Origin of the sequence: Paenibacillus hebaui (assembly GCF_051934385.1) — a bacterium.
Classification (GTDB): domain Bacteria; phylum Bacillota; class Bacilli; order Paenibacillales; family Paenibacillaceae; genus Paenibacillus.
On the sequence record NZ_CP196836.1, the window covers coordinates 5251845 to 5275278 of the forward strand.

At 48.9% G+C, this 23434-nt stretch carries 17 protein-coding genes; 5 read left to right on the forward strand and 12 right to left on the reverse strand.

The genetic code is table 11. The annotated features are described in order from the left end of the window. Positions 1–367: 367 nt before the first annotated feature. Both ACR32F_RS23835 and ACR32F_RS23840 read left to right on the forward strand, forming a co-directional pair. On the forward strand, positions 368–859 hold the full coding sequence (locus ACR32F_RS23835; protein ID WP_440111404.1) for an RNA polymerase sigma factor: 492 nt from the start codon (positions 368–370) through the stop codon (positions 857–859). Next, positions 856–1548: a zf-HC2 domain-containing protein gene (locus tag ACR32F_RS23840; RefSeq protein WP_440111406.1), complete on the forward strand. Its 693-nt coding sequence runs from the start codon at positions 856–858 to the stop codon at positions 1546–1548. The genes ACR32F_RS23835 and ACR32F_RS23840 overlap by 4 nt, the downstream gene beginning before the upstream one ends. A gap of 357 nt (positions 1549–1905) precedes the next feature. Here the strand turns inward: ACR32F_RS23840 and ACR32F_RS23845 are convergent, their stop codons facing one another. After that, the gene (locus tag ACR32F_RS23845) at positions 1906–2946 is read right to left on the reverse strand and encodes an NAD(P)/FAD-dependent oxidoreductase (protein WP_440111408.1); all 1041 of its coding nucleotides are present in this window, start codon (positions 2944–2946) and stop codon (positions 1906–1908) included. A gap of 48 nt (positions 2947–2994) precedes the next feature. Then, entirely contained in the window at positions 2995–3534 is a 540-nt protein-coding gene (locus ACR32F_RS23850; protein ID WP_440111410.1) for an NAD(P)H-dependent oxidoreductase, read from the reverse strand. A 200-nt stretch (positions 3535–3734) separates the two neighbouring features. Here ACR32F_RS23850 and ACR32F_RS23855 point away from each other — a divergent pair, with 200 nt between their 5' ends. Next, complete coding sequence (locus ACR32F_RS23855; RefSeq protein ID WP_440111412.1) at positions 3735–4097, forward strand: winged helix-turn-helix transcriptional regulator; 363 nt, start codon at positions 3735–3737, stop codon at positions 4095–4097. Between the two features lie 247 nt (positions 4098–4344). Continuing rightward, entirely contained in the window at positions 4345–5064 is a 720-nt protein-coding gene (locus tag ACR32F_RS23860) for an SDR family NAD(P)-dependent oxidoreductase (protein WP_440111414.1), read from the forward strand. A 236-nt stretch (positions 5065–5300) separates the two neighbouring features. Here ACR32F_RS23860 and ACR32F_RS23865 read toward each other — a convergent pair whose 3' ends face one another. The 7 genes from ACR32F_RS23865 to ACR32F_RS23895 form a co-directional block, all read right to left on the reverse strand. Next, the gene (locus ACR32F_RS23865; protein ID WP_440111416.1) at positions 5301–8843 is read right to left on the reverse strand and encodes a glycoside hydrolase family 3 N-terminal domain-containing protein; all 3543 of its coding nucleotides are present in this window, start codon (positions 8841–8843) and stop codon (positions 5301–5303) included. A 10-nt stretch (positions 8844–8853) separates the two neighbouring features. Beyond that, positions 8854–10017 (reverse strand): N-acetylglucosamine-6-phosphate deacetylase, encoded by a 1164-nt coding sequence (locus ACR32F_RS23870; RefSeq protein WP_440111418.1) that lies wholly within the window; start codon positions 10015–10017, stop codon positions 8854–8856. Beyond that, positions 10014–10796, reverse strand: a complete 783-nt coding sequence (locus ACR32F_RS23875; RefSeq protein ID WP_440111420.1) for a glucosamine-6-phosphate deaminase — start codon at positions 10794–10796, stop codon at positions 10014–10016. The genes ACR32F_RS23870 and ACR32F_RS23875 overlap by 4 nt, the downstream gene beginning before the upstream one ends. Positions 10797–10835: 39 nt before the next feature. Then, entirely contained in the window at positions 10836–13112 is a 2277-nt protein-coding gene (locus ACR32F_RS23880) for an Ig-like domain-containing protein (protein ID WP_440111422.1), read from the reverse strand. A gap of 68 nt (positions 13113–13180) precedes the next feature. Beyond that, the gene (locus tag ACR32F_RS23885; protein ID WP_440111424.1) at positions 13181–14743 is read right to left on the reverse strand and encodes an extracellular solute-binding protein; all 1563 of its coding nucleotides are present in this window, start codon (positions 14741–14743) and stop codon (positions 13181–13183) included. Between the two features lie 48 nt (positions 14744–14791). Further along, a complete protein-coding gene (locus ACR32F_RS23890) occupies positions 14792–15661 on the reverse strand; it encodes a carbohydrate ABC transporter permease (protein WP_440111426.1) in 870 nt (289 codons plus the stop codon). A gap of 13 nt (positions 15662–15674) precedes the next feature. Then, complete coding sequence (locus tag ACR32F_RS23895) at positions 15675–16571, reverse strand: ABC transporter permease (protein WP_440119997.1); 897 nt, start codon at positions 16569–16571, stop codon at positions 15675–15677. A gap of 357 nt (positions 16572–16928) precedes the next feature. On the opposite strand from ACR32F_RS23895, the gene ACR32F_RS23900 reads away from it, so the two are divergent. Further along, entirely contained in the window at positions 16929–19214 is a 2286-nt protein-coding gene (locus ACR32F_RS23900; protein WP_440111428.1) for a helix-turn-helix transcriptional regulator, read from the forward strand. An 81-nt stretch (positions 19215–19295) separates the two neighbouring features. On the opposite strand, the gene ACR32F_RS23905 is transcribed toward ACR32F_RS23900, so the two are convergent. The 3 genes from ACR32F_RS23905 to ACR32F_RS23915 form a co-directional block, all read right to left on the reverse strand. Beyond that, a complete protein-coding gene (locus ACR32F_RS23905) occupies positions 19296–20321 on the reverse strand; it encodes a hypothetical protein (RefSeq protein ID WP_440111430.1) in 1026 nt (341 codons plus the stop codon). Positions 20322–20401: 80 nt separating this feature from the next. Further along, positions 20402–21079, reverse strand: coding sequence for a hypothetical protein (locus ACR32F_RS23910; protein ID WP_440111432.1), 678 nt, complete (start codon positions 21077–21079; stop codon positions 20402–20404). A 248-nt stretch (positions 21080–21327) separates the two neighbouring features. After that, positions 21328–23397, reverse strand: a complete 2070-nt coding sequence (locus tag ACR32F_RS23915) for a family 43 glycosylhydrolase (RefSeq protein WP_440111434.1) — start codon at positions 23395–23397, stop codon at positions 21328–21330. Between the last annotated feature and the right edge of the window lie 37 nt (positions 23398–23434).

Consider the following 23434-nt stretch of genomic DNA (forward strand, 5'->3'; position numbering starts at 1 on the left):
TCAGTGTTCTATTGGGGACTCACGGCAAACTTGTGCCTCCAGTTGCGTTGAAGAAATCGTGAAAATACCTTAATTTGGGCAATATACGCCACCACCCTTATAGGTAAATAACTGATCCCTTTATGGGTTAAGTCATACTTCGTTGAGGGAGATAACTCCATGTCTACGCCGATTTCGGCAATCAAGACGGCTGCAGTCACTCGGGCAAATTCTATAATTGACCGGCCATCCTCTTTCCATTCCTTCTCAATTACCGGATCGTATAGACACTAGGAAGAAAGGTTGCAATGGCTAAGCTTATGTCTCTCTAATTTGTTTGTAACGAAATCCCCATGAACGGGTCTTATATACATAAGGTGGTGAACAAGTGGCCGATGTGGAACAAATCTATGAGCAATATTTTCAGGAGGTATACTTATTTGCGTTGTCTTTAAGCAGAAATCAACAGATTGCGGAAAAAATCACTCAAGAAACGTTTGTAAAAGCCTTGAAGAATATTGACCAGTTCAAAGGTAACTGTAAAATCAGCGTCTGGCTATGTCAAATCGCCAAAAATACTTATTTCACTTACATGGACAAACAAAAACGTTTTGAACCGGGACCCCCGCCTGACACCAGGTCTGGCACCAGCCTCACGATGGCACAACAGCTGATCGACAAAACAGAAGCTTTGCGCATCCATAAGCTATTGCACAACCTTAAGGAGCCTTACAAGGAAGTGTTTACGCTGCGGGTGTTTGGCGAGCTGTCTTTTGACCATATCAGCCTGATCTTTGGAAGAACGGAAAGCTGGGCCAGAGTGACCTTTCACCGTGCAAGGAACATCATTCAAGACTTATTACTGGAGGAAAAGCCATGAACAAACTATCCTGCGAGGTCGTTCGGGATTTGCTGCCGCTGTATTACGATGAGGTATGCAGTGCTAACACCAAAGAGGCCGTCGAAGCTCACCTGGCTACCTGCGAAGCGTGTAAAGCAGCCTTGCACAAGCTTCATCAGAGCAGCAGCCTGCCTTTTGAGGTGATGGAGAAAAATAGACAGGCAAGCACAGGGCTGGCCAGCTTCAAGGAATATTGGCGGCGCTCGAAAACAGCGTCTTTTGTGAAAGGCCTGGTGCTCGCGACAGCCGTGAGCGGAGCCATATTTCTCGGCTATGTCGGATTATTCCAATGGAATATTAATGATGTTCCGGCCAGTGTCATTGAAGTCACCCAAGTCAGCCGGCTCCATGACGGAAGAATCGCGTATCATGTTAATATGACCGACGGTTACCGGGTGGATCAGGTGAATTACACCTTGGAGGATGACGGAAATTTCTATATGACACCAGTCCGGCCTTTGATCAAATCCAAGAAATTCGCTGAGATCAGTCTTGGCAATATCAACAACTTCGTGGATCTCGATCAATTAAATGCCAACCGGAAGAACCCTGAAATCACCATTAAGGCCATTTATTACGGGCCCAAGGAGAATGCGACGCTGCTCTGGAAGGAAGGCATGGAGCTGCCACCTGCAAGCGAGGAGGTTGAAGCACAATATGCGAATTAGGATTAGAAGCTTGTTTGGCTTCTCATGTGGACTCCCTGTTTTTCCGCTATATGAATTCCATATTGATGTGAGCAAAATAGGGATACTCATGCAAGATACCCTCTCCAAACACCGGAAGCTGGAGCGACTGGATTTCTTACAGTAAGAATTCTATTGTGACTGGGGAAGAATAAAAGGTTTAAGCAGATATACAGTATGTAATTTGGAGTACATCCTCATGTGGGGATGTACTCTTTTGCGTTGTGCTCAGGACTATCGAGGTCAACACGAAGTCAACGAATGGGGTGAACGTACTAACAAAACGGTAATGTTGATTTTGGACGCGGGAGAAACTTTGAGAATATCCCTCGAGTGGTCCTAAAATCGGGAGAGTCGACAAGGGTCTAATTCACTTCTTGATTCCCCATCGATTATTTCACTTGCAGCCAGATGCGCAATCAGCGGCGCTAGCGTAATCGCAGAATGCATTACCGCCAGATAAAGCCCCTTTATGTGATCTTGGAAGCCCACAATCGGATAGCCGTCTTCAGGCATGGGTCTCATCCCGACCTTTATGCTTTCCAATTCCAGTTGATTTCCGTCCTTCAAACTGTGACGCAACGTGGCGAACGCTCGCTTACCGACCGCGTCTGGTCCGTTTTCCTCCGAATCGTCAATATAATCTTCCGCAGCCAGCAGCGTATGATCCGTCAGTTGACGTGCTTCAAATTGCGCATTTGAAATTAATGTGTGTATCTGTTTATTCGCAGTTTTCATCTGAATCAGAATGGAAGGCGACAACGTTACCGGCACGTGAAAACCTAATGGGTTACAAAGTTCGGGGATGCCTGTACCTGCAGCCAATACCACGACATCCGACTCCAGAAAACCCTTGGACGTATGGACGCCGACCAGGCGGGAATCCTCTTGCTGCAGCTGGGTAACGTTGGTGCCGAACTGAACCTTTGCTCCGTACTCCCGCGCTTTGCCGAGCAACAGCTCCGTTACCCCTATAGGGTCAACCGCACCTTCTTCGCTGACAAATATCGCTTCATCGGGATATTCCTTCAGATTCGGCTCCAATGCCATAAGCTGCTCCCGGTTTAATTTTTGAAAGTGGTGTTGCTCCCTTAGGGGCGGAATGTCCCAAGTCAACGCGCCATGCCAATGAATTTTCAATTCCGCAAGCTCTTGCTGAAGCGCATGATATTCTTCCAAAGCTGCATCGTACAAATGCCAGTATTCGGGAGCCACCCTATGAGTCGTATGTATCCAGGCAAAAGATTTTTCCGTGACTTCACGCGCCGCAGCGGAGTGCCGTTCAATAACAGTTACATCTTGATTTCGTTTGGCCAAATGATAAGCCATGGACGCCCCAACAATCCCTGCGCCAATAATCACAATTTTGGGTTTATTCAATAATGACTCCTCCTTTTTCACCCTATTGTAACATAGGCGTTATGATAATCAGACGTTATAACGATACTCATAGATATAACGGATATAATCTTGTGCACTTTGGTTAATTTCTTCATCGGTAGCTTGAAATGAGGCACCAAAGACTGCAAAATACGGTAACGCTACGGCACCAACATGATTTATGCTGGCTTTGAAAGGCGTGACCACCTCATCTACGGTAAAGGACACTGAACCCTCCCGCGTGTAATTTTCCTTCTTATCACCAATGGACATCGCCAAGCCCAGCTTTTTCCCATGCAGTTTATTTCCTGTTGATCCATACGCCCATCCGTAAGTAAAAACATCATCTAACCACTTTTTCAGCAAAGGCGGATAGCTGTACCAATATAACGGGAACTGCAAAATAATATGATCATATGCTTCCAGCAACTTCTGTTCTCTGGACACATCGATGTTCCAATCAGGATACGCTTTATAAATCTCATGAATTGTAATATCGCTCGAGTGTATCTCTAGTTCCTCTTTCCATCGCTGATTTACTCTTGAAACCTCAATATTGGGATGTGCCAGAATGACGAGTGTTTTCATGATTAACATTCCTTTCTCGGTTCAACTACAGACTTCTTTTTCGAATATGGCCATTATCATATAAGCCTGCGTAAAAGAAAATACACACCCGAAAGTAAGATGGTTACCTCAAAGTGTGTATGGACTTCATCAGCCATATTGTGAGAAAATGAACATTTATACCACATCAACAAGATGTAACATGAACGAGGTGATATGTCATGAAACAATATAACCTGGGAATCGAAGCGACACTCGAAATAATTGGCGGCAAATGGAAAGCGCTAATCATATGTTTACTAATGTCCGGCGTGAAAAGGACAGGCGAATTACAACGCAGTATTAACGGTATCTCGCAAAAGGTCCTGATCCAGCAATTACGCGAGCTTGAAAACGATGGCCTTGTCAGAAGACATGTCTACCAACAAATGCCGCCCAAAGTCGAATACAGCCTTACGGAGTATGGAGTTACCGCCAATAAGATTGTGGATGTGATGTGCACATGGGGGCGGGAAAATATAGCATTAAGGCAACAACAAGGAGAAGAAATTATACTATTGGAAAATAAAGAGCCTGCTTTTTGAGCTGGTACCCATAAACTGACACTTTGAAAAGAAGGTGTTTGGGCTATGGGTACTTTTTTATATGAGTAACGGGTACTCCTGCATCTAAAACTCCTGATAACCCTTATTTAAATATTCTCCTAACCCCTATGATGTGTTTGATCCTCTTTTCAACAGGGTTGCTTCCTCATGACTAGAGGAAGTATAATTGATAATTATTGTCAATTATACTGAATTTTAACAAATATCACAAAAGGGAGACCTTGCATTGAAAAACTATCTCGTATTTGGTGCCAGCAAAGGATTAGGAGATGCATTTGTCAGAGGAGTGCCTGAGCAAGGCGATAAGGTCTGGGTAGTGTCTCGCACAAAACCTGATAACTTGAAGCTGAACGATGACGTAGAACGCATATGGATACAGGCAGATCTTTCTGATCTCCATGCATCCAAACGGGTCAGTGAGGCGCTTCAGAGCGAAACACTGGATGTTCTCATTTACAATGTGGGCATTTGGGAAAAAGAGGGGTTCGAGGACCACTACACGTTCGATAATGACGATCCTACTGACATCAGTCGTCTGATTCATGTGAATATAACATCTGCTATAGTATGCATTCAAGCTTTATTGCCCCAACTCAGGAATTCCACAGCAGGCAAAATAATTCTCATTGGCTCGACTGCGGGTCTGAGTAATGCAAACAGTACCCAGGTTTCTTTTGTAGCCTCCAAATTTGCCATTCGAGGGATCACAGAAGCCTTAAGAGAACATACAAGAAACGACAGGATAGCGGTTACGTGTATCAACCCGGGAGAGCTTGCAGCCGAAATTCCGTTTGAAGATGGCATCGACCGCGCTCTTTCCGAATATAATGGTACACGCATCCCTCTTCAGGATATCGTTTCTATCGTAAAATGCATCGTCAGTCTGTCCAAAGCAGCCTGCGTTAAAGAAATTAATATTCCAGCCATAACGGATTTGAACGCTTAATCGGAAGTTCACCGAGATCATAGAAAATTCTCATGCTGATCTGGAAAAAAAATAAGAATAAAATCAGCAAAAAGCCCGCACAGTAGCGGGCTTTTTATCATGAAATTTCAGGCTAGATCTTCCAATGAAAGAAGGGTGGCAAGTGTATAAGAGCTTTTTGAGCTTTTTGAGCTTTTTGAGCTTTTTGAGCTTTTGATTATGTTCATTGCCCTGTTCAGCAGCTCATTACTGACAAGTCACTGCGGGACTATCATGCGTTCCACCAGTGCCCGCAGAGAAAAATCGGAGGTCGAACACAGCAGTATGCTTCCGGCTGTCTGCGGCAGAACGTCGTCATCGTAGGGATTGCGCAGCACCAGATTCAACAGCGGTTTAAGCGCAGCCAATGCCTTCGCCAGCGCCAGTTGACCTGTGAACAGATGGGCATTAAGCGTTCCCTGAATCACGATATCCGCACCCGCCGCCTCTTGTACCAGTGATGCGATTGCCTCCGCATCAGGCTTCATTGCGCAGTAGCGCGTCTCCACAGCCACCCCCTCATCCTTCAACAAGGAGGCCAGCCTAATCTCGGCAAAACCACTATTATCGGCCTGGGTCAGCTGCTCCTGCTGCGGTAATATCAGCAAATATTTCAGCGAATTCTTGAGTGGCAGCAGGCCCTGCGGGTCCCGGGTGACTTTCACGGTCATACGAGCCAGCCTCAGTGCCGACTCATCCCAATGCTCTCTGGGAATCGGCTGTGCGGCCGCTCGGTACTGCTGGAATTTGTCATATAACTGCCGGATACGAAGAACCGATTCATCAATACGTGCCTCATGGATGCGACCATCGCGCACAGCCGCCATAATACCCGCGATTACCCGGCTTTGAAACTCTGGTGTATGGCACATCAGGATCATATCATTCCCCGCCTGAACGGCCAGCACACCGATCTCATCCGGGATGAAGTGTTTGCGAATTGCCCCCATTTCGATATCATCGGTGCAGATCACCCCCGCAAAGCTCAACTGCTTCCGCAGCAGTTCAGAGACAAAATAAGGGCTTAGTGAGGCCGGAAGTCCGTCAGATTCCGTAATGTTCGGAAACACCAGATGCCCCATCATGATTGAATCCGCTCCAGCCTCAATGGCCTCCACGAAGGGAAGCAATGGACCTTCCATCAACTGTTCAAGCGTAAGCTCACATTCCGGCAGAACAATATGAGAGTCTCCGCTCACTTGCCCGTGTCCGGGAAAATGTTTTGCCGTCACAGCGACACCCGCTTCATGCATTCCTTGAATATAAGCGCGGCCAAATCGGGCCACCAGCTGCGGGTCCTCTCCAAGGGAGCGAACACCCACAACCGGATTATCCTTATTTGTGTTCACATCCAGCACAGGTGCCCAGTTCATCGGAATGCCAAGCGAGTGCAGTTGACTGCCGATAAGTTTACCGAGCAAACGGGCGGCGTCCGGGTCTTCACTTAATCCGACTGCACGGTTGCCAGGAATATAGGGGAAGAAGGTTTTGAATTTGGACAGTGTGCCACCTTCTTCATCTACCGAAACGTAATAAGGCAAAGAGCTTCCATGATCTCTGGCTATGTTCTGTACTTCCCCCAGCAGCGCAAGCGTCTGCTGCTCACTCTCGACATTGTGGGGAAAGATCCCGATTCCCCCGAATCGGTGCTGTGCCATTCTGCCGCGAAACTCCGGCTCGGCCCCAGTTGATGGTGTGCCTATTACACACATCATGGCTATTTTGTCTTCCAGGCTCATTGCCGTCAGATCCGCTTCTGGATCGATTGCATTCAACCCCAGTTCATGATAAAGCGTGCGCTCCAGATAATCATGCAGATAAAACCTAGATTTCACAAAATGATCCGCCATATCAGAGGGCTGGTAACGCCCCACCGCAGCCCTCATCCGGGGCAGCACAACCTCGCGCCCACGGCGGTTTCTCGTATAATTGTTCTGGAGTGAGCGCCACTCCGCATCGTCGCCAGGGTACAGCTCCCACCGATAAGCATATTTATGAATCGCCCGCGAACGATCTGTCGCCACCTCAAAATCATGCATGATCGCAATCAGTTCCGCTTCTTCCCTATGCTCGCGCACTTCGTCGATCAGTTTCCAGATCACATCGTAATAGTCCTCCAACCTGTAATTGCCGAGAAGGTTATGTCCGATAACAGGATCAATGCCGTGAAACCGTTCCAGGAAGCGGTCGATAAAGCTTGCAGCATCCGCCTTGCGGTTCCAGGCCAGATCCGTATGCAGCAGCATGGGGTACCAGGTCGTTTCGAAAATACCATACGGAACACCGAGACTGAATGGTCCCGTCCAGTTGGTGGCAACCACGCAGTCCAGATCCAACTTGTCGGCTGTGTCTGCCCACTGGAGCAAATTATCCGTCCGGTTCAACAGCACCGGATAATTCTGATGCTCCGCCCAGTCAAAGCTGCGGACGGCTGGCGCTCCCATAATCTCAATACCAAACGCCCTGAATTTATTGGCGTGCGAAGTAACCTCCGCTTCGATATTGCGACCGTTGTAGATCCAGATCATGGCTACACTCCGCTGATCCAGCTTAGCCAGTTCCTCTGGTGGACATTTATCCAGCATGTCATGCCAGAAAATGGGCTGTTTCCCCCGTTCTGCCGTAAAGGCGATCAGCCGGTTCAAAAAGGCGATAAAAGCTCGCTCCCGTACGCCTCCAAATTCGATTTTGCAGCGTTTGCATTCGCATAGGCTATAGACCTCGTCACAGCCAAGATGAATATAACGCGAGTCCGGGTGGGCGTCGATCATCTCTCCTAGCAGCGTAGTAATTAACCCAAAGGATTCCGGGTGGGAAGGGCAGATTTCCCCGGTGGACTGCTCTGTTTCGCGAAGGTGCCGCCAAGCTTCGTGACGCAATACATATTCCAGGTGTCCAAAGCTCTGCTGGAGCGGAATAATCTCTATAAAATGCTCATGGGCGTTACGCTTGAATTCTTCCAGCTGTGAAAGGCTTAACGCATGCTTCGGATGAGCGAACTCAGGATGCGCCTGGAATGGAAATTTATCTTCATATTCAATCAGAACTGCATTCGTTTTATATCGTGCAAATTCCGCCAAATATTTAATCAGCAGTTCAGGCTTTGAGAACGTCTGGCGCAAATCCAAATTCATGGCCCGCACAGCCGTATCCGGCCAGTCGGTTATGGATACCGCCGGGATGTCTCCATCTGATCCACGCAGTTGTATCAATGTTTGCAATCCGTAAAATATACCCGCCGCATCCAGCGCGTAGACCTCAGCCCTCTGGGCCGATACATCTAGTCGATACCCTTGTGGTCGTCCATCAAGCCCGGCCGGGTCTGCATCGTCTTTTCCGATGAAAGAACTAACATCAGAGACGACCAGACCCTTCTGTTGTACTCCCCTAGCTTCAAGAGTTTCATGAACGGTTTGGGCTTCTTGACCTTCTTGACCTTCTTGACCTTCTTGACCTTCTTGAGCTTCTTGAGCTTCTTGAGCTTCTTGAGCTTCTTGGGCTTCATGAACTGCATAGACTGCATGGATCTCATCGACTATCTGCTGCATTTCTTTCCCTGACAGACGTTCGATTACTAGCAAATAACCTCTGTCTACCCTAGAGCAGGTATATTCCATGTCTGGAAATGAGCGGCGGCAATGAATCTCCAATCTCGGATCATCCTGCTCCATGTAAAGGCTGATTCTTGCCTCATCATTCAGTCTCAAGGCGCCACCTTCCGTTGCTACAAACTGCTTTGGTTGCGGTATCAAGCTCTGCATCGATCTCCTCCTATTCGTAGCTCTGCAGCCTTATCTGGCCATTATTCCAGCACTGCAACACATTCAATTTTCCACCCTCCATATGGAAGCTAACCACATCCGCAGGCGCTCCGACCTCAAGACCCGCTGCCTGTTCAAGCCCAAACAGCCCGGCTGGATGCAACGAAGCACAATCCCAGGCATCGGCAAGCCCTGCAAGCCCCGCTTGCACGAGATACCCCACCTGATCTGGCAGCATCATGGCCGAGCCAGCCAACAGCTGCGGCTGGCCAGCAAGATGCAGCCGACCTTCCGCCGTCAATACCACATCTCCGCCGATATGCAGGTGATAGGAACCTGGTGGCATACCGCTTAATGAGACGGCATCGCTGACCAGAATGGCACGATTCCTCTTCATCCGAAGAATCACGGCCAGCACAGCATTTGGAAGATGATAACCGTCCGCAATCATGCACCCATATAACTCATCGGCCGCCAGCTGTTCCCACAGGTAGTTGGGATGGCGTGGAAGCGTAAGGTGTGTACCGTTGCCAAGGTGTGTGGACATGACGGCTCCTGCCGTGACCGCTTCCCTGATCTGCTCTGGCGTTGCTGCCGTATGTCCAATGGAGACAAGAATGCCGGATTCACAGCATCGGGCGATAAATGAAGCTGCGCCAGGCCACTCCGGGGAAAGGGTAATGATACGAATCAGCCCTTCAGCAGCTTCCTGCCAACGGTTGAGGGCCTCCCAATCCGGAGGAACAATATGCTTCTGCGGGTGCGCGCCGCGCGGGCCGTCCTCCGGCGATAGAAATGGTCCTTCCAGATGAATGCCCACAATTCCCCCGGCCATATCCGGGTTCAGCCGAACAGCTTCCGCAATAGCAGAAACTGCCTTCGTCAGCCGGGTCGGACTGTTTGTAATCAACGTCGGACAATAGCTTGTAACGCCCCGGCTTTGAAGCATCCGGGTCAGCTTCAGCACCGTATTTGGACACAGCGGAGCTGTATTCAGATCCAGCCCCCAGCCGCCGTTCACCTGCAAATCCACCAGACCGGGTGCAATCCAGGGCAAGCCATCCATAGGAGAAGGCACTACAAGCTCAGTAACCCCAATGATGCGCCCCTCTCTGATTGCAACCTCAATGGGCATCCCGGTCCGGTAGTGCCTGCCAATCATTGGCGTGCTCACAGGCCGTAGGCTTCCCGGTCCGTGAACATGGTGATTCCGGGATGTGTACGCAGGATCGTGGCGGGACATGCCGTACTGATCGGATCATGTAAAGCTGCCGCGAGCGCATTCCGCTTGGATGCCCCTGGCACAATCACGAATAGCTCCCTTCCAGCCATCAGCGTTGGCACAGTCAAAGTCAACGCCTCCGCAGGCACGTCATCCAGTCGGGCAAAACATCCATCGTTCACCTGCTGACGGCGGCAGGTTTCGTCCAGCTTAACCGCTTTGACGAGCCTCGAATCTTCAAAATCGGCAACAGGTGGATCATTGAAGGCAATGTGCCCATTTTCTCCGATTCCGAGACAGACCATATCAATGGGAGCCGCACGCAACAGATCTCCATATCTCTGGCACTCCTGTTCCACATCATGTAGCCCATCCAATAGCTCCACTCGCCCAGGCTGCACCCGACTGAACAAACGTTCCGTTAAGTATCGACCAAAGCGCTGTGGAGCCGTATCCGCCAGACCCATATATTCATCCATATGAAAAGCACAGACCCGCGACCAGTCAATGCTTTGCTCCCGTACCAGACCTTCATACAATTCGTTTTGCGAAGGCGCCGCAGCAAACACCATACGAACCTGGCGCTCTGAATCCTGAAGCAGCTGTCTTAATCTGGCCCCAACCGCAGCGGTAGCCGCTGCCCCCATCTGATCTCGATCCCCATAGACCTTTACAGACATGCGCTCAACGATGTGCGTCTCCAACGGCTCCACCAAATCACCCACATTCATAGACTTCCTCCTCCTACAGGCTGTTTCTCGCCCGCTCGTTCAATTACCGACATCCAGCATCAGCAGTGTTGGTTGCGGAAGATCATGCCCTGCCGCATAATAATAACCGTTATAACGGATTCTGCGCGGCTCAAAACCAACCTGCCTGCCCGGTTCCACCGCTTCCGAGCCAAACGTTACACTTCCGTCCGCTCCGGTAATCCCGCTGGTATAACGTCCCGCCGTATACGTGAATCGTCCCTCGACTTTCGCTCCTGCCAGTATCATGTCTGTATCGTAATCTCTGACCTTCACGGTGACGGATACCCCTGATCCGCCATAGGCCAGATTCATGTCCGTTACAATCATAGGCTTCAATGTGGTACTACTGGTGGTCGCCGACACTTCATCCGTGAGTGGCCCGATATTGCCGCGCAAATCACGGGCCGCAACACGGTAGTAGTACGTCGTATCCGGCAGCAGTCCCTTGTCCTGATACTTTAGTGCACGGGCGAGTCCAACGATATCCGCAGCAGCAGGCGTGAAACCCTGCACGGTACTCCGATATATCACATAGCGTTCCACTTCCATGTTATCCGAAGCCATTCCATAATTCAGCTGTACAGTCTGATAATCCGTCGCTTCAACGGACGGGACCCCGGAAAGGGCTGAAGGGGCTTCCTGATCATCCGGTGCTGTCCAAAATACACCGCCTGATCCCCAATAAGAAGGAATTGCCCGGTACGAATCATAGTGATGGACGGCAATGCCGCCGAAGGCGCTGCTCTGTCCGTAAGCTGCATACACCTTATCCAGCTCAGCTTCCATATGGGTGCGCCCCTCCTCCCAGAAAGTAATGCTCTCCGGGTCGCCGCTATTGGCAATATCCAGCGTTTCCACACCAATCACCACGGAATTCGGTTTGCCGATCTGATCCGCGTAAGCCAGTTCTCCCGCAGCCCCGGCAATAATTCCGGCGGAGCCATCCGCCGTATCCCGGTAGTCCATAATAGAGATATAGTCGGAGATATCCTGAACATGCTCGGACAGCCACTTGCTGGAGCCGTTCCACACAATATTCACCGCTTGGTCTGACGTGTCATACCACTTGGGCACAGCAGGCCCGAACGGAAGCCGGATGCCCGCGATATCCCGGCGATCAATCATCTTTTGCAGACCATCCAGGTATTCTTTTTGCAGGAAGTGGCTTGGATCTTTGAAGTCGGGAGAGATATACGGCTCAATATCCACATTGATGCCGTCAAACTTCTCCGTATCCCCAGCAGCAAGATTATAATTAATCACCTGCTCCATTTCCTGTACAGCATGATGGTGATATTTCTCGTAAGCGCCCATATAGGCCGGCGTAGTGCCACCTGCAATTAACGCATGCACCTGCAAGTTTTTGCTATGCGCCCAGCTCACGAAAGAACGCAACTGCACTTCCTCCGCTTCCAGCGCATTGTACCCGGCATAACCGCCCACTGCGAGATAGAGCGTCTGGACCGGCGTTTGACCGAATGTCTGCGTATCCGTAATGAATGACTCCAGCACCTGACGCGATCCAGGGTTCAGCAGCAGGTTATAGCTCTCCGGTTCCCAGATCCACATCGCCCGCTCCTGAACGGGAAGGGGGACGGCAGGTTCATGTGTCCCGTTTCCAACCTGAGCGTACACCGTTGGACTATAACCATATCGCTCCGGCGCACTGGCTGCTCGGGCCTCCAAACTGACCGTACGGTCGCCAAGTCCCCCCGTGTCCCAGGTGTATATATAAGCAGAACCTTGCTGAACAGCCTCCTCCCAAGACCCCCGATTCACCCGAACCTCCACCCGCATGATCGGAAGTGGTGAGCTGGTTTCGACAGACACCTCCACCTGACCGCTAAGAGACACACCCTCAGACGGATCGGTAATGGTTACTACAGGTACAGCACCTGCCGGGTTATTAACGATAAGAATAGCAGGCGCGCCCCACACTCCGTAACGGGTGGACGTATCCAGTCCACGAACGACCAGCTCCACTGTCCCATTATAGCCTGAGGTATCCAGCATATAAGACCAGGTACCGCTGTCATCCCCATCCGGATCATTCAATACCACTTCGAACTGGGCCGTTCCATCCACAAACAGCCGGATATCATACAGATCGTTATAGCTTCCCCCGATCTCCACCACCCCTCCATCCGCCACATATCCACCCGCAGGTGCGACCAGCGAGATTGAACCCGCTGCTTCTGCCTTGCCAGGGAAAGCTATTCCTACCGTCACCAACCATATCAACAGAAACAATCCCAATCTGTATCCGGAGTACACACGCAGATGCTGCCTTTTCATAAGCGAAGCCTCCTTTTGCCATTCTGTAATGGTCTAGGATTCCCGTGCCGTACCTTACGTACATTCGCTCATTTCGCGCTCAACTGAACATTCTGAACACGGTCATACGCTTCCTTATAGGTGCTCAGCAGCTGATCTACCCCGAGATTGTTGATCTCCTCGACATATTTCTCCCAATCCGCCAGACTCCGGGAACCGGTGATAAATTTGGCAAAGCTCTTGTCACGGTGCTTCTTGATCGCCTGCCCGGTAATGGATATGATTTCATTTTCCCCTTCTGTAAAAGCAGGTCTTGGCTGCATTGCAGAAGGATCATACTTGACCGCTTCTTCATAGGCATGCTTCAGGTCATCCGAGAACAGCGACAAATGGGCGTTAAAATCTATCCAGGTATAGGTCCCGCTGGTCTGAAGCCCTGTCTGCTTGCGCATTTCAATAACATCGTTATACTCCGGCTTGAACTTGTTCGTTTCCCCTTCCTTTACAAAGGTCTCGCCTTCCACACCCCAGCTACTAAGCGTACGCCCTTCCTTGGAATAAAAAAAGTCCATGTACTTCATCACATCATCCGTGTGCTTGGAGGTAGAGGCCACCGTCAATCCGCCTTCCATATAATGAAAATACGGATTCAGCTGTTTGCCGCCAGTAATCCCGGCCGGAGGGGCCATAAACTGCATGTTGAACTCGGGATTCTCCTGCTGCATGGCATTGTTAAAAAAATCAATCCGGCTAATATAATCAATGGTCACGAATGATTTGCCGGTAGAGACCATATCCTGCCACTGCTTGGTTTGCAATGATAAGAAGTCGGGTGGAACCAACCCTTCATCGTAAAAGCTTTTCCACATCCCCACCATGGTCTTGTAGTTGTCTTCGGTCGGTCCATAGCGCCATTGCTTCTGGTCAAAATCATAGTAGGCACCCTCACTGGTTCCGTAGTTCACCGTCATATTGGCATTCATCTCATCCGGGATCTGGCCGTAGCGGATCGAGAGCGGGTAACTGTCCGGGTATTTCTCTTTCAGCGTCTTCAGCGCCGTGTGCAGTTCTTTATAGGTTGTTGGAGCCTGAATGCCTTCCTTGTCAAAAACATCCTTACGGTACATCCAGATCATGCGATTTGTCTCGCCAAAGCCCTGATTGGGAAACATATACATTTTTCCGTCGGCGGACAGGGCAGCCTTCGCTTCCTCGGGATATTGCTTCATCCATGCCTTCAGATTCGGCATATTGTCCATATGCTCCATCAGATCCACCAATGCCCCCTGCTGTCCAAACTTGTTCGAATCTTTGCGATTGGGCATATACATCAGATCAGGCAGCGTCTTGGAGGCAATCGCCAGGTTCAGGCTCTCATCCAGCTTGCCGGAAGGGGTCTGCACCTCCAGCGTAACGCCAGTCTTTTGCTTCAACCAGCTCCAAATGGGCCAGCTCTTGGAATAGGGGAACGTTGCATTGTTGTCTAGCAGCGCCGTAAAGGTTTTTCCCTCACCTGTGGAGTTATCGGTAATACCGCTACGGTTCCCCTTGGGATCCTTCTGCGAGTCAGCACCGTTGCCTCCTCCACTGCATCCCGCTACCATTGCTACTACAATCAGCAGGGGAAGTATTACCGATTTCCATTTGCCCATAAGCGTCTCTCCCTTAATCTGAATTTACGGTGTATTTCTTGCCCAACTTTAGCCTTTGACCGCACCAACCATGGCTCCCTTGACGAAATACTTCTGTACAAATGGATAGATGACCAGTATTGGAAGCGTTGAGACCATAATGGTTGCATACTTGAGCGATTCCTCTACCACCCGGTTATCTCCCCCAATCGACGTTACGTCGCCTGAGCTTGCACTGCCGGCCAGCACCAGATTCCGCAGCAGTACCTGGAGTGGAAACAAATCGGGAGACCTTAGATAGAGGAGCGGGAAGATGAAGTTGTTCCACATGCCCACGGCATAAAAAAGGGCAATTGTAGCAAAGGAAGCCTTGGACAGCGGCACAATAATCCGAATGAAGATGCCAATATCGTTCAGGCCGTCCATTCGACCCGATTCCTCCAGCTCTTTGGGAATGCCTGAGAAAAATGTGCGCATCAGAATCAGGTTCCAGGTGCTGACTGCCCCAGGGAGAACCATACCCCAAACGGTGTCCACCAGATTCAGTGAACGGACCACCAGGAAGGTTGGAATCATCCCGCCGCTGAAGAACATCGTAATGACAATCAATACGGTGAAGCTATTGCGTAGCGCCATATCCTTTCTGGACAATGCGTAGGCTCCCGTTGAGGTGACCACCAGCGAGATCAATGTGCCAAGCACGGTGTAAAGGATTGTATTTCGGTAAGCCGTCCAGATTTGCGGATCTCCCAGCACCAGTTTGTACATGCTCAGATTGAAGCCCTTGGGCCAGAAGGAAATATTGTTTTGCATGACGTTCACATTGCTGCTGAGGGAGACGGCCAGCATATGAAGGAACGGATAAAGGGTGACCACCACAACGAGCAGCAGGATCAGTGAGGCCATCACGTTAAACCAGGAAAATCGAAGTGATTTCATGCCACACCTCTTTCTACCATAGACTGGTCTCACTGAATCGGCGGCTGAGCCAGTTGGCTGTATAGATGAAGATCAGACTGATAACCCCCATGAATAAATCAATGGAAGCCCCATAACTAAAGTTCCCTTGTACCATGCCCACCCTGTAGACGTACGTGCTGATAATATCCGCCGTATCGTAGATTGCCGGATTCTGCATCAGGAAGACCTTCTCAAACCCGATCTCCAGCACTTTGCCAATATTCAGAATTAGCGTTATGACGATGGCAGGAGATATGCCGGGCAGGGTGACATGCCAGATTTTTCGTAATCGGCTTGCTCCGTCCATATCTGCGGCCTCATACAGCTGCGGGTCGATCGCCGTCAGCGCGGCCAGATAAATAATGGTCTCCCAGCCGATATGCTGCCAAATTTCGGATAGAACATAAATGCCACGGAACAGCGCGGGCTCATTCATAAAATTGATGGGTCCGATGCCGATCCCTGCCAATAAATTGTTAATTAGTCCTCCGGTAGGAGACAGGAACATAATGACCATACTCGCCACAATTACATTGGAGATGAAATGTGGCAGATAACTGACCGTCTGCACAAAACGCTTGAATGCTGCCTTGCGTACCTCATTCAACAGAATCGCGAGCAGGATCGGGGCCGGGAAGCCAAACACCAGCTTATATAATCCGAGCAGAAACGTATTCTTCATCAGGGGCCAAAAATCGGGATTCTCCAGAAACATCCGGTAATATTTGAATCCTACCCAATCGCTGGCCCATATGCCTTTAAACAGATTGTAATCCTTAAAGGTGATGACCAGACCAAACATCGGTGCATAGCGGAAAATCAAATAATACAGAAGGCATGGCAGGAAGAGCAGCCATAGCGCCTTGTTTTTGTTCCAGATTCGGATCATCCGCGCTTTCCGATGAAGCGGTTGGTTCACTTCCTTTTGCAGTTTGCTTTGCATGAAGCCAGCACCAGCCATCCGCATGCCCCCTCTTGCTAAGATGATTGTACATTGCTTAAATGATTGTAAATCGACTTGAATGTTAGCTTACTTCCCCCGAAAATCTGGGGTTCGTCTCCGAATTATAGCGATAATTCATTAGAAAGCGCTATCTACATGTTATATAACATTTCGTCTTTACGCCTATTTTCCAGATATTCGCGTATAAATCAGTAAAAGTGTATATTGTTTGTGTCAGCTTTATGCCGCTATGATAGGAGTAGACCAAATGACCTGAGGCGGTATTCAAGGGGGAATGTCATAATGAAGGAACTGCTTACAAGCAAATTTGCGCTAAATGGCCTGTTTGTCAAGCTAATGCTGAGCTTCCTCAGTGTCATCCTGATTTTGGCTTCATTTAACCTGTTCTCCCATCTGTACTTAAGCAACAAATTCTATCAGGAGATGGTCAGACAAAATGAACTGGGCCTTGCACAGACCGTTGAAGGATATGAGAATCACTTCCGGCTGACCCAGAATATGATTCTGGCCCTCACTCAATCGGATACCTGGACAGCCAACCTGGGCATTATGAGCCACATTAAGGAGAACCGCCGGTACGATATTCCCGCAGAGGTCAAGTCAGACCTGTCCACACTGTATGCAAATCCTTTTTTGCATATAGACAACTTCATTCTTTATTTCAAGCAAGAAGATTATGTATTGGAAAAAGAAGGGCTTAGCAGTGCCAGTGATATGTTCGGGAAATATTATTATAGTAAAGAATATCCACCGGATTACTGGAGAAACCAAACGATGAATAACCAGTTCCTCAAGGTGATGCCTGCCGCAGCTTTTACGGAAAATACCCTTCATTCTTCCCGCTCTCTCGGTCAGCTGATGCCAGTCATGATGAAAGCCATTCCTTACGAGGATGTGTATGGCATTGTTATGCTGAACCCGCAACGTATGCAGGAAACATATGGCGATGCCGGCAATAATCCGTTCTACATTCTGAATAACGAGGGACACCTGCTTTTCACCACAAAAGAGGAAGATGTGCAGAACCTACAGCTTCCAGCAGATGGAAGCAGACATGAACGCATCGGGGATCAGTATTACTTTTATGAAAAAGGTAAGCAAACCGGGTTTACCTATGTCCGGGTCACCCAGGCCGCAGTAATTGCCGCGGAAATGCGCGGTATGCAGCTGCTGCTGGCGGCCCTGCTCGGCGCTGCTATTCTGGTCAGCGTGCTCTCCTCCCTGTTTTTCAGCCTACGATTAAACCAGCCGCTTCAGCGCCTCATTGCCGCTCTTGACCGAAAGTCGGACAGCGGGCCAGAACAATTAAGCAGTGTAAAGGAATTCGCCATAATCGGTGAACACCTCAGCTCCATTCTGGAGAATAACCGCTACATTCAAAGTGATCTTGCGCAGAAGAACTCTCTGATACGCCAGTATGCCTATACCCATAAAGTGAAAAACATCCCGCTCAGCTCCTATCTGGCGGATCTTGAGGAGGTTCGGCAACCCGAGCAGCCCTACGTCTCCATTCTATTCAAGATCGGCTTCACATCTCTGCCTGATGAATTTGGGCAATATACGCTGTTATTGTGGAAGCTGATTCAGAGCCTGTTCACCAGCAGCAAAAACAACAGCGTTGCCCTCCAGCCTGAACAGGACCAGCTGCTCCTGCTGTTGTTCGATCCCGGTCCGCAGAGTGGTATTCTACAGGCGCTGGATACACTGAAGGAGTTGCTGGCTGCCGAAGAATCCCTCTACCTCACCATTGCGGTAAGTCCGGTATATTCCGGGGAAATCCCATTTACCGATGCGTACAGCAATCTGTCCATGCTGTTGAAAGAGCGCAGGCTGAATGGGGAAACGCAGGTTATTGTGGAGCCGCGTGCTTCTTCATCGAATGCCTTCCATGTGAAGGTCACCTACGGGGAGGAGCTACACAATCTGCTGCAATCAGGTAATGAGGGGGCCGTATTCGCTTGGCTGGACCGCCAGCTTGTGCAGTTGCAGCACAAGGATGCAGCCGCAGAGGACTTCCGCACCTTTGCTCTCGGTGCGGCAGAACAAATCGGAAAAACGGTGATGAAGCTGAATCTGACGCATATCGATGCCGCACTTCACTCTTCCCCTCCAGGAGAGGCATTCACCGGTTTTCATTCTGTGCAGCAATACAGGGAATGGCTTCAGGAACTGGTCCAACCGGTACTTGCGGCAGTACGCAGTCAGTCGGAAACGCGAGATCCGGTCATCGGATTTGTCCTGGACTACCTCGATCATCACTATGGAGAAGATATTAATCTGAATCTCGTCGCAGACAAGTTGAATTTAACACCGGGGTACCTCTCCAGTATTTTCAAGGAAAAAACCAACATCAACTTTAGCGAATATCTGAATAATCTGCGGATTGAGCGGGCCAAGGAGCTGCTTGTGAATGTGGATCTGCGGATTCAGGATATCGCCACACAGGTGGGCTATCAGAATGTGAACTCATTCATCCGCATGTTCAAGCGTCGATATGGGCTGACCCCAGGAGAATACCGCAAGCGTCATGCGGGTGGTGACCCGTTCATCTCCTCCAGCCATGGTTAGACAGGCGTGATAGGGCAAGAACCGAAGATTGATAAATACACAAACGCCCGCTCGGAAGCGGGCATTTGTGTATAGTCTTGTCTACATTAGAATTTTAGACAGATGCACAAGGGCCATTGAAGGGATTCGCTGTTCTTCAGGAATATTCTCATAGAGAAGATGTTCTTTCCCTGCTTCAACCATTCGTTTGCGCATGGCAGCAATACGGCCTTTGCTGTGATCAATAAAACGAAAATCCACCTGTCGCAAATTTTGCATTTCGGTCAACCGCTCAAAAGCTTCTGCCTTTATCCCCTTATGTATCTCTTTCAGTCCCAGCACTTCCAATCCGTTCGCAGTCCACAGGCTCTCCATCTCTTGCAATGATTTCAAGAAATCCAGTTCAAGCTGCCGCAGATTCTTCATCTGTGAGAAGTCACACAGCCGCTCGATTTTGGGCAATGACAGATGCAGAAAGACCAGATTATGTAATGTCCCTAATGCTTCGATCTCGGTCAGATTCTTTACGGACGACAACCTTAGCATACGGATATTCGATTCAGCTAGTACTTCAATTGGATCATTCAATATACAATTATCGATAGCCAAATACTCGATCAACGGCAGATCCACAACAAAATCAAGCTGATCTATAACACAGTTCAGGACAAGGGTACTCAGTCGAATGCAGTCCTCGATGGGAGAAAGATCGGAAAATTTCCCGCTAAGTGCAAGGTAATTTAAGTATTTATAATTTCGGATGAAGTCCAGATTTTGCTTTTTGGGTGAGCGAATGTTCAGAAACTCCATCTTTTGCAACACACTAAGTACATTCAAATCCTGTGGCTGCTTGAGATCCAGCTGCAAAGCGACGACATGCTTTAAACCAGCGATTGTCTCCAGTAATTCTCCGCTATAACGCCCCTTCGCGTCTGTGTTGGATATAAACAAAATTAAATCCGGTCGTTTGGCAAACACATGTTCATCCAGTTTCCTCAGATCATGCAACTCGTCCAGCCCGACAACAAAGCTAATCGTCGCCCGATTCCGCAGTTGATTGATAGCATTGTCCATTTTATCCTCGCTCCAAGGAACTCCACTCATCGAAGCGGCCCAGGGCTCGTTCATTATTGGTCACCCTCCATTTTTCTGATATTAATCCACCTCTAGATTCCCTATAATTGTAAATCAAAAAGAACGAATTGTTGTCAATCAGTTGATTTTTTCGCCCATTCCCTATTCTTCCAGATCTCAGGATTATCAATAGCCTGATTTTCTCCACGCACAGTGGAATCATAGCTATCTTTCCCACTAGTATACCAATCAACAATAACTAACTTTCCATTCAAACTTTGTACAAGAAATTCAGTAGGTTCAGCAAAGTTACCTACATCCTTTTTAACACGTGCATCTAATTTAAAATAAAAAAAACTATTATCCCCTTCAATATACTCTACTTTTCCAGCACCGATATCAACGCCTGTCACCCGATTATGAGTGAGATTGTTCTTGAGGAATAAATCATATTGAGATGTAATTTTTTTTTGCGTATATTGTTTAAGGTTTTCATTGTCGATGTAGGTATCCAAATCAATATCCGTGCCGTTCCAAATCGCCTTGTAATACTCGGACAGAGCTTGGGCACACATTTGATAAGCCCTTTTAAAATCCACAGTAGATAGATCACCTTTATCTTCAGCTAAAAAATCGGACGCATCGTTTGATAAGTCTCCTTTTGTACCCGTCGGAATTTGTGTGTTTTTAGCATCCTTCGCATGAATATCTCCCGCAACAACAGCAGTGTCATCTTCGTTTGTACTAGTATTAGTCTGTTCGCAAGCGCTAAGGGTAAATAAAACTACTAATAAAAGATAAGCACGTTTCATTCCTTTTCCTCCAGTAAACATAGAGTTGATTGTCGACAATCGTTGAGGCTGAATTTGACGCATATGGTGAGCGAGCTCGCGCCAGAAGTTTCTTACTCATCTATTTTAAGGGTATTTGTACGAAAAACCATATAAATTCACACAAAAGAAAATGAGGAGAGCCCGCTCCTCGGAAAATGAACTGAACCCCCGCACGGCTTCATGCGAGGGTTCAGTTCATTTCAAGAAGAAGGAGCTTAGCGTTTCATCTACTCTACATGAAAATAATCGAAATCAACAAACCCTCCGGTGGACTTGGTCGCATAGTTGAACAATGCAAAGCGGTAGCCCATAAAGTGTGGCAGCGTATAAGACATCTGTAGCGTGTTGCCGATCGATGTCCAGTTGGTGCCATTCAGACTATAAGCGAAGTAGGCTTTGTCCGTCTGATTCGTAAAATCGCAGATCACACGGAAATATACTTTGTTTTGATTCAGCGGCACGCTTGCCACCTCGGTCATCGTTCCAGAGCCGGCATTGGCCATGACGATGGATTTGGCATTCCCTGACATCTTCACGCCGACGAAGCCGTACCTGGCTTGAAAAGCGGCAAGACCGGCATAGTCGCCGTCCTTCATGCCAGCCGTTTCCATCGCTACCGTACCTGTGCTTTTCGGTCCAAACGTTCTTTGGGTCAGCGTATTGCGGGCCGCCAGAATGCTGGAACTTGTTTTGCCTGTTGTGAGTCTCATGAAACCGGGACGTTGGGTCAGCGACCAATTTACCGGGTCTGGATTGTGATTCCACTGCCAGAATTTCGCAAGACTTGCGCTTGTCCCTCCAGCAGAAGCAGTCGTTGAGAAGGAAACATCATCTACATAAAAATTCATGAGATCATTGCTTGCATCCGGGTTCGCGCTGTAAGGCGTCTCAAGGAATACAAAGGTCTGCGACAGGTCCGCATTGGCCGGAACGGTGTACGTTCCCTGAATCATGCCCCATTGTCCCTTGGTCAGCGTCGCGCTGCCCATGATGGAAATGCCTGTGTAGCTCGGCCCATTCTGAATACTGAAATTAAACGTTTTGGTTGCAGGTCCCGTAGTATATTTCACTATGGCCGAGAAAGTATATACGCCACCCGCCGTTACTTTGCCGGTAATCACTTGTTTCACACCCGCAGCCGTCTGTTGTCGGCCACTGACAAGCAGGCTTTTGGAACCCCCAGCATACTCTGAAGAGGTTGCTGCGATCGATGCTGTATTGTTGCTGGTCCATGGACTCAGGCTGGCATCTTCGAAACCGCCGTTAACTAATAACGGTTGTACTGAACCCGAGCCTGTGCCCGAGCCGGTATTAAATTCATCAGAACCGTAGATCTTTTTGGCCGGATAGCCATCCACAGGAACATTCATCGTCAGCGGAACCTTGCCATTCACTCCAAAAACAGGCCAGTTATCCGACCATGTTACCGGAACGAGATAAGGAATACGTCCGACTGCCCCGCTGTCTCTGAACAACATTCCGTACCAGGAACCTGAAGCCGTGTCTACAATGCCTCCCTGAGCAATGCCAGAATCCCTTAAAACAACGCGGCCTGTATAATTACCTGTCAAACTGTCCGCGCGATAGGCAATCTGGACACGCCCTTCTCCTGTAGGCCAGGCAATCAGGAAAACATAATACTTTCCATTGATCTTCTGAATGTGGGCCCCTTCAGCCTTCACAATGAAATTCGAACCGGCCACATTGCTGGCGTTGGCAATAAGGACCTGATTCAGGCCGCCCGCTTTGACAACTGTCGCCTCCGCATTAAGCTCAACGATGCTGATCTTATCAGTACCATGCACCAGAAAGGTCCGTCCGTTGTCAAAAAGCAGTGAAGCATCGTGATAATAACTGCCCAATGTGGATATTGTCCAAGGGCCTGTCTCTATATTACTAGTTTTATAGATATAGGTTTTGCCCGTAGAGAGCGAGCCAAAGGCAACGTAATAGATACCATTGTTATATCTCAGGCTGCTTGCCCAAGAGCCTCTTCCATATTCATTCTTTCCGTTGTTCAGGTTATGAGAGTCGGTATTTGCGTACGTATCATACACATAATTCACGATTTCCCAATTCACAAGATCGTATGATTTCATGATGGGCACACCTGGACTCATATGCATCGTGGTGCTCGTCATATAATACGCGTTGCCTACCCGAATTACGTCACTGTCTGGTACATCGGCATGGATCACCGGATTGCTGAACGTCGTAGCCGCTGAAGCAGGAGCAACTGGAATCGCCATCACAAGCAGCGGGAGAACCAGTAAAAACATGCCTATCCTTCTCAACATTTGCATTGCCTCCTGATCATTTCATGGAATCATTGCA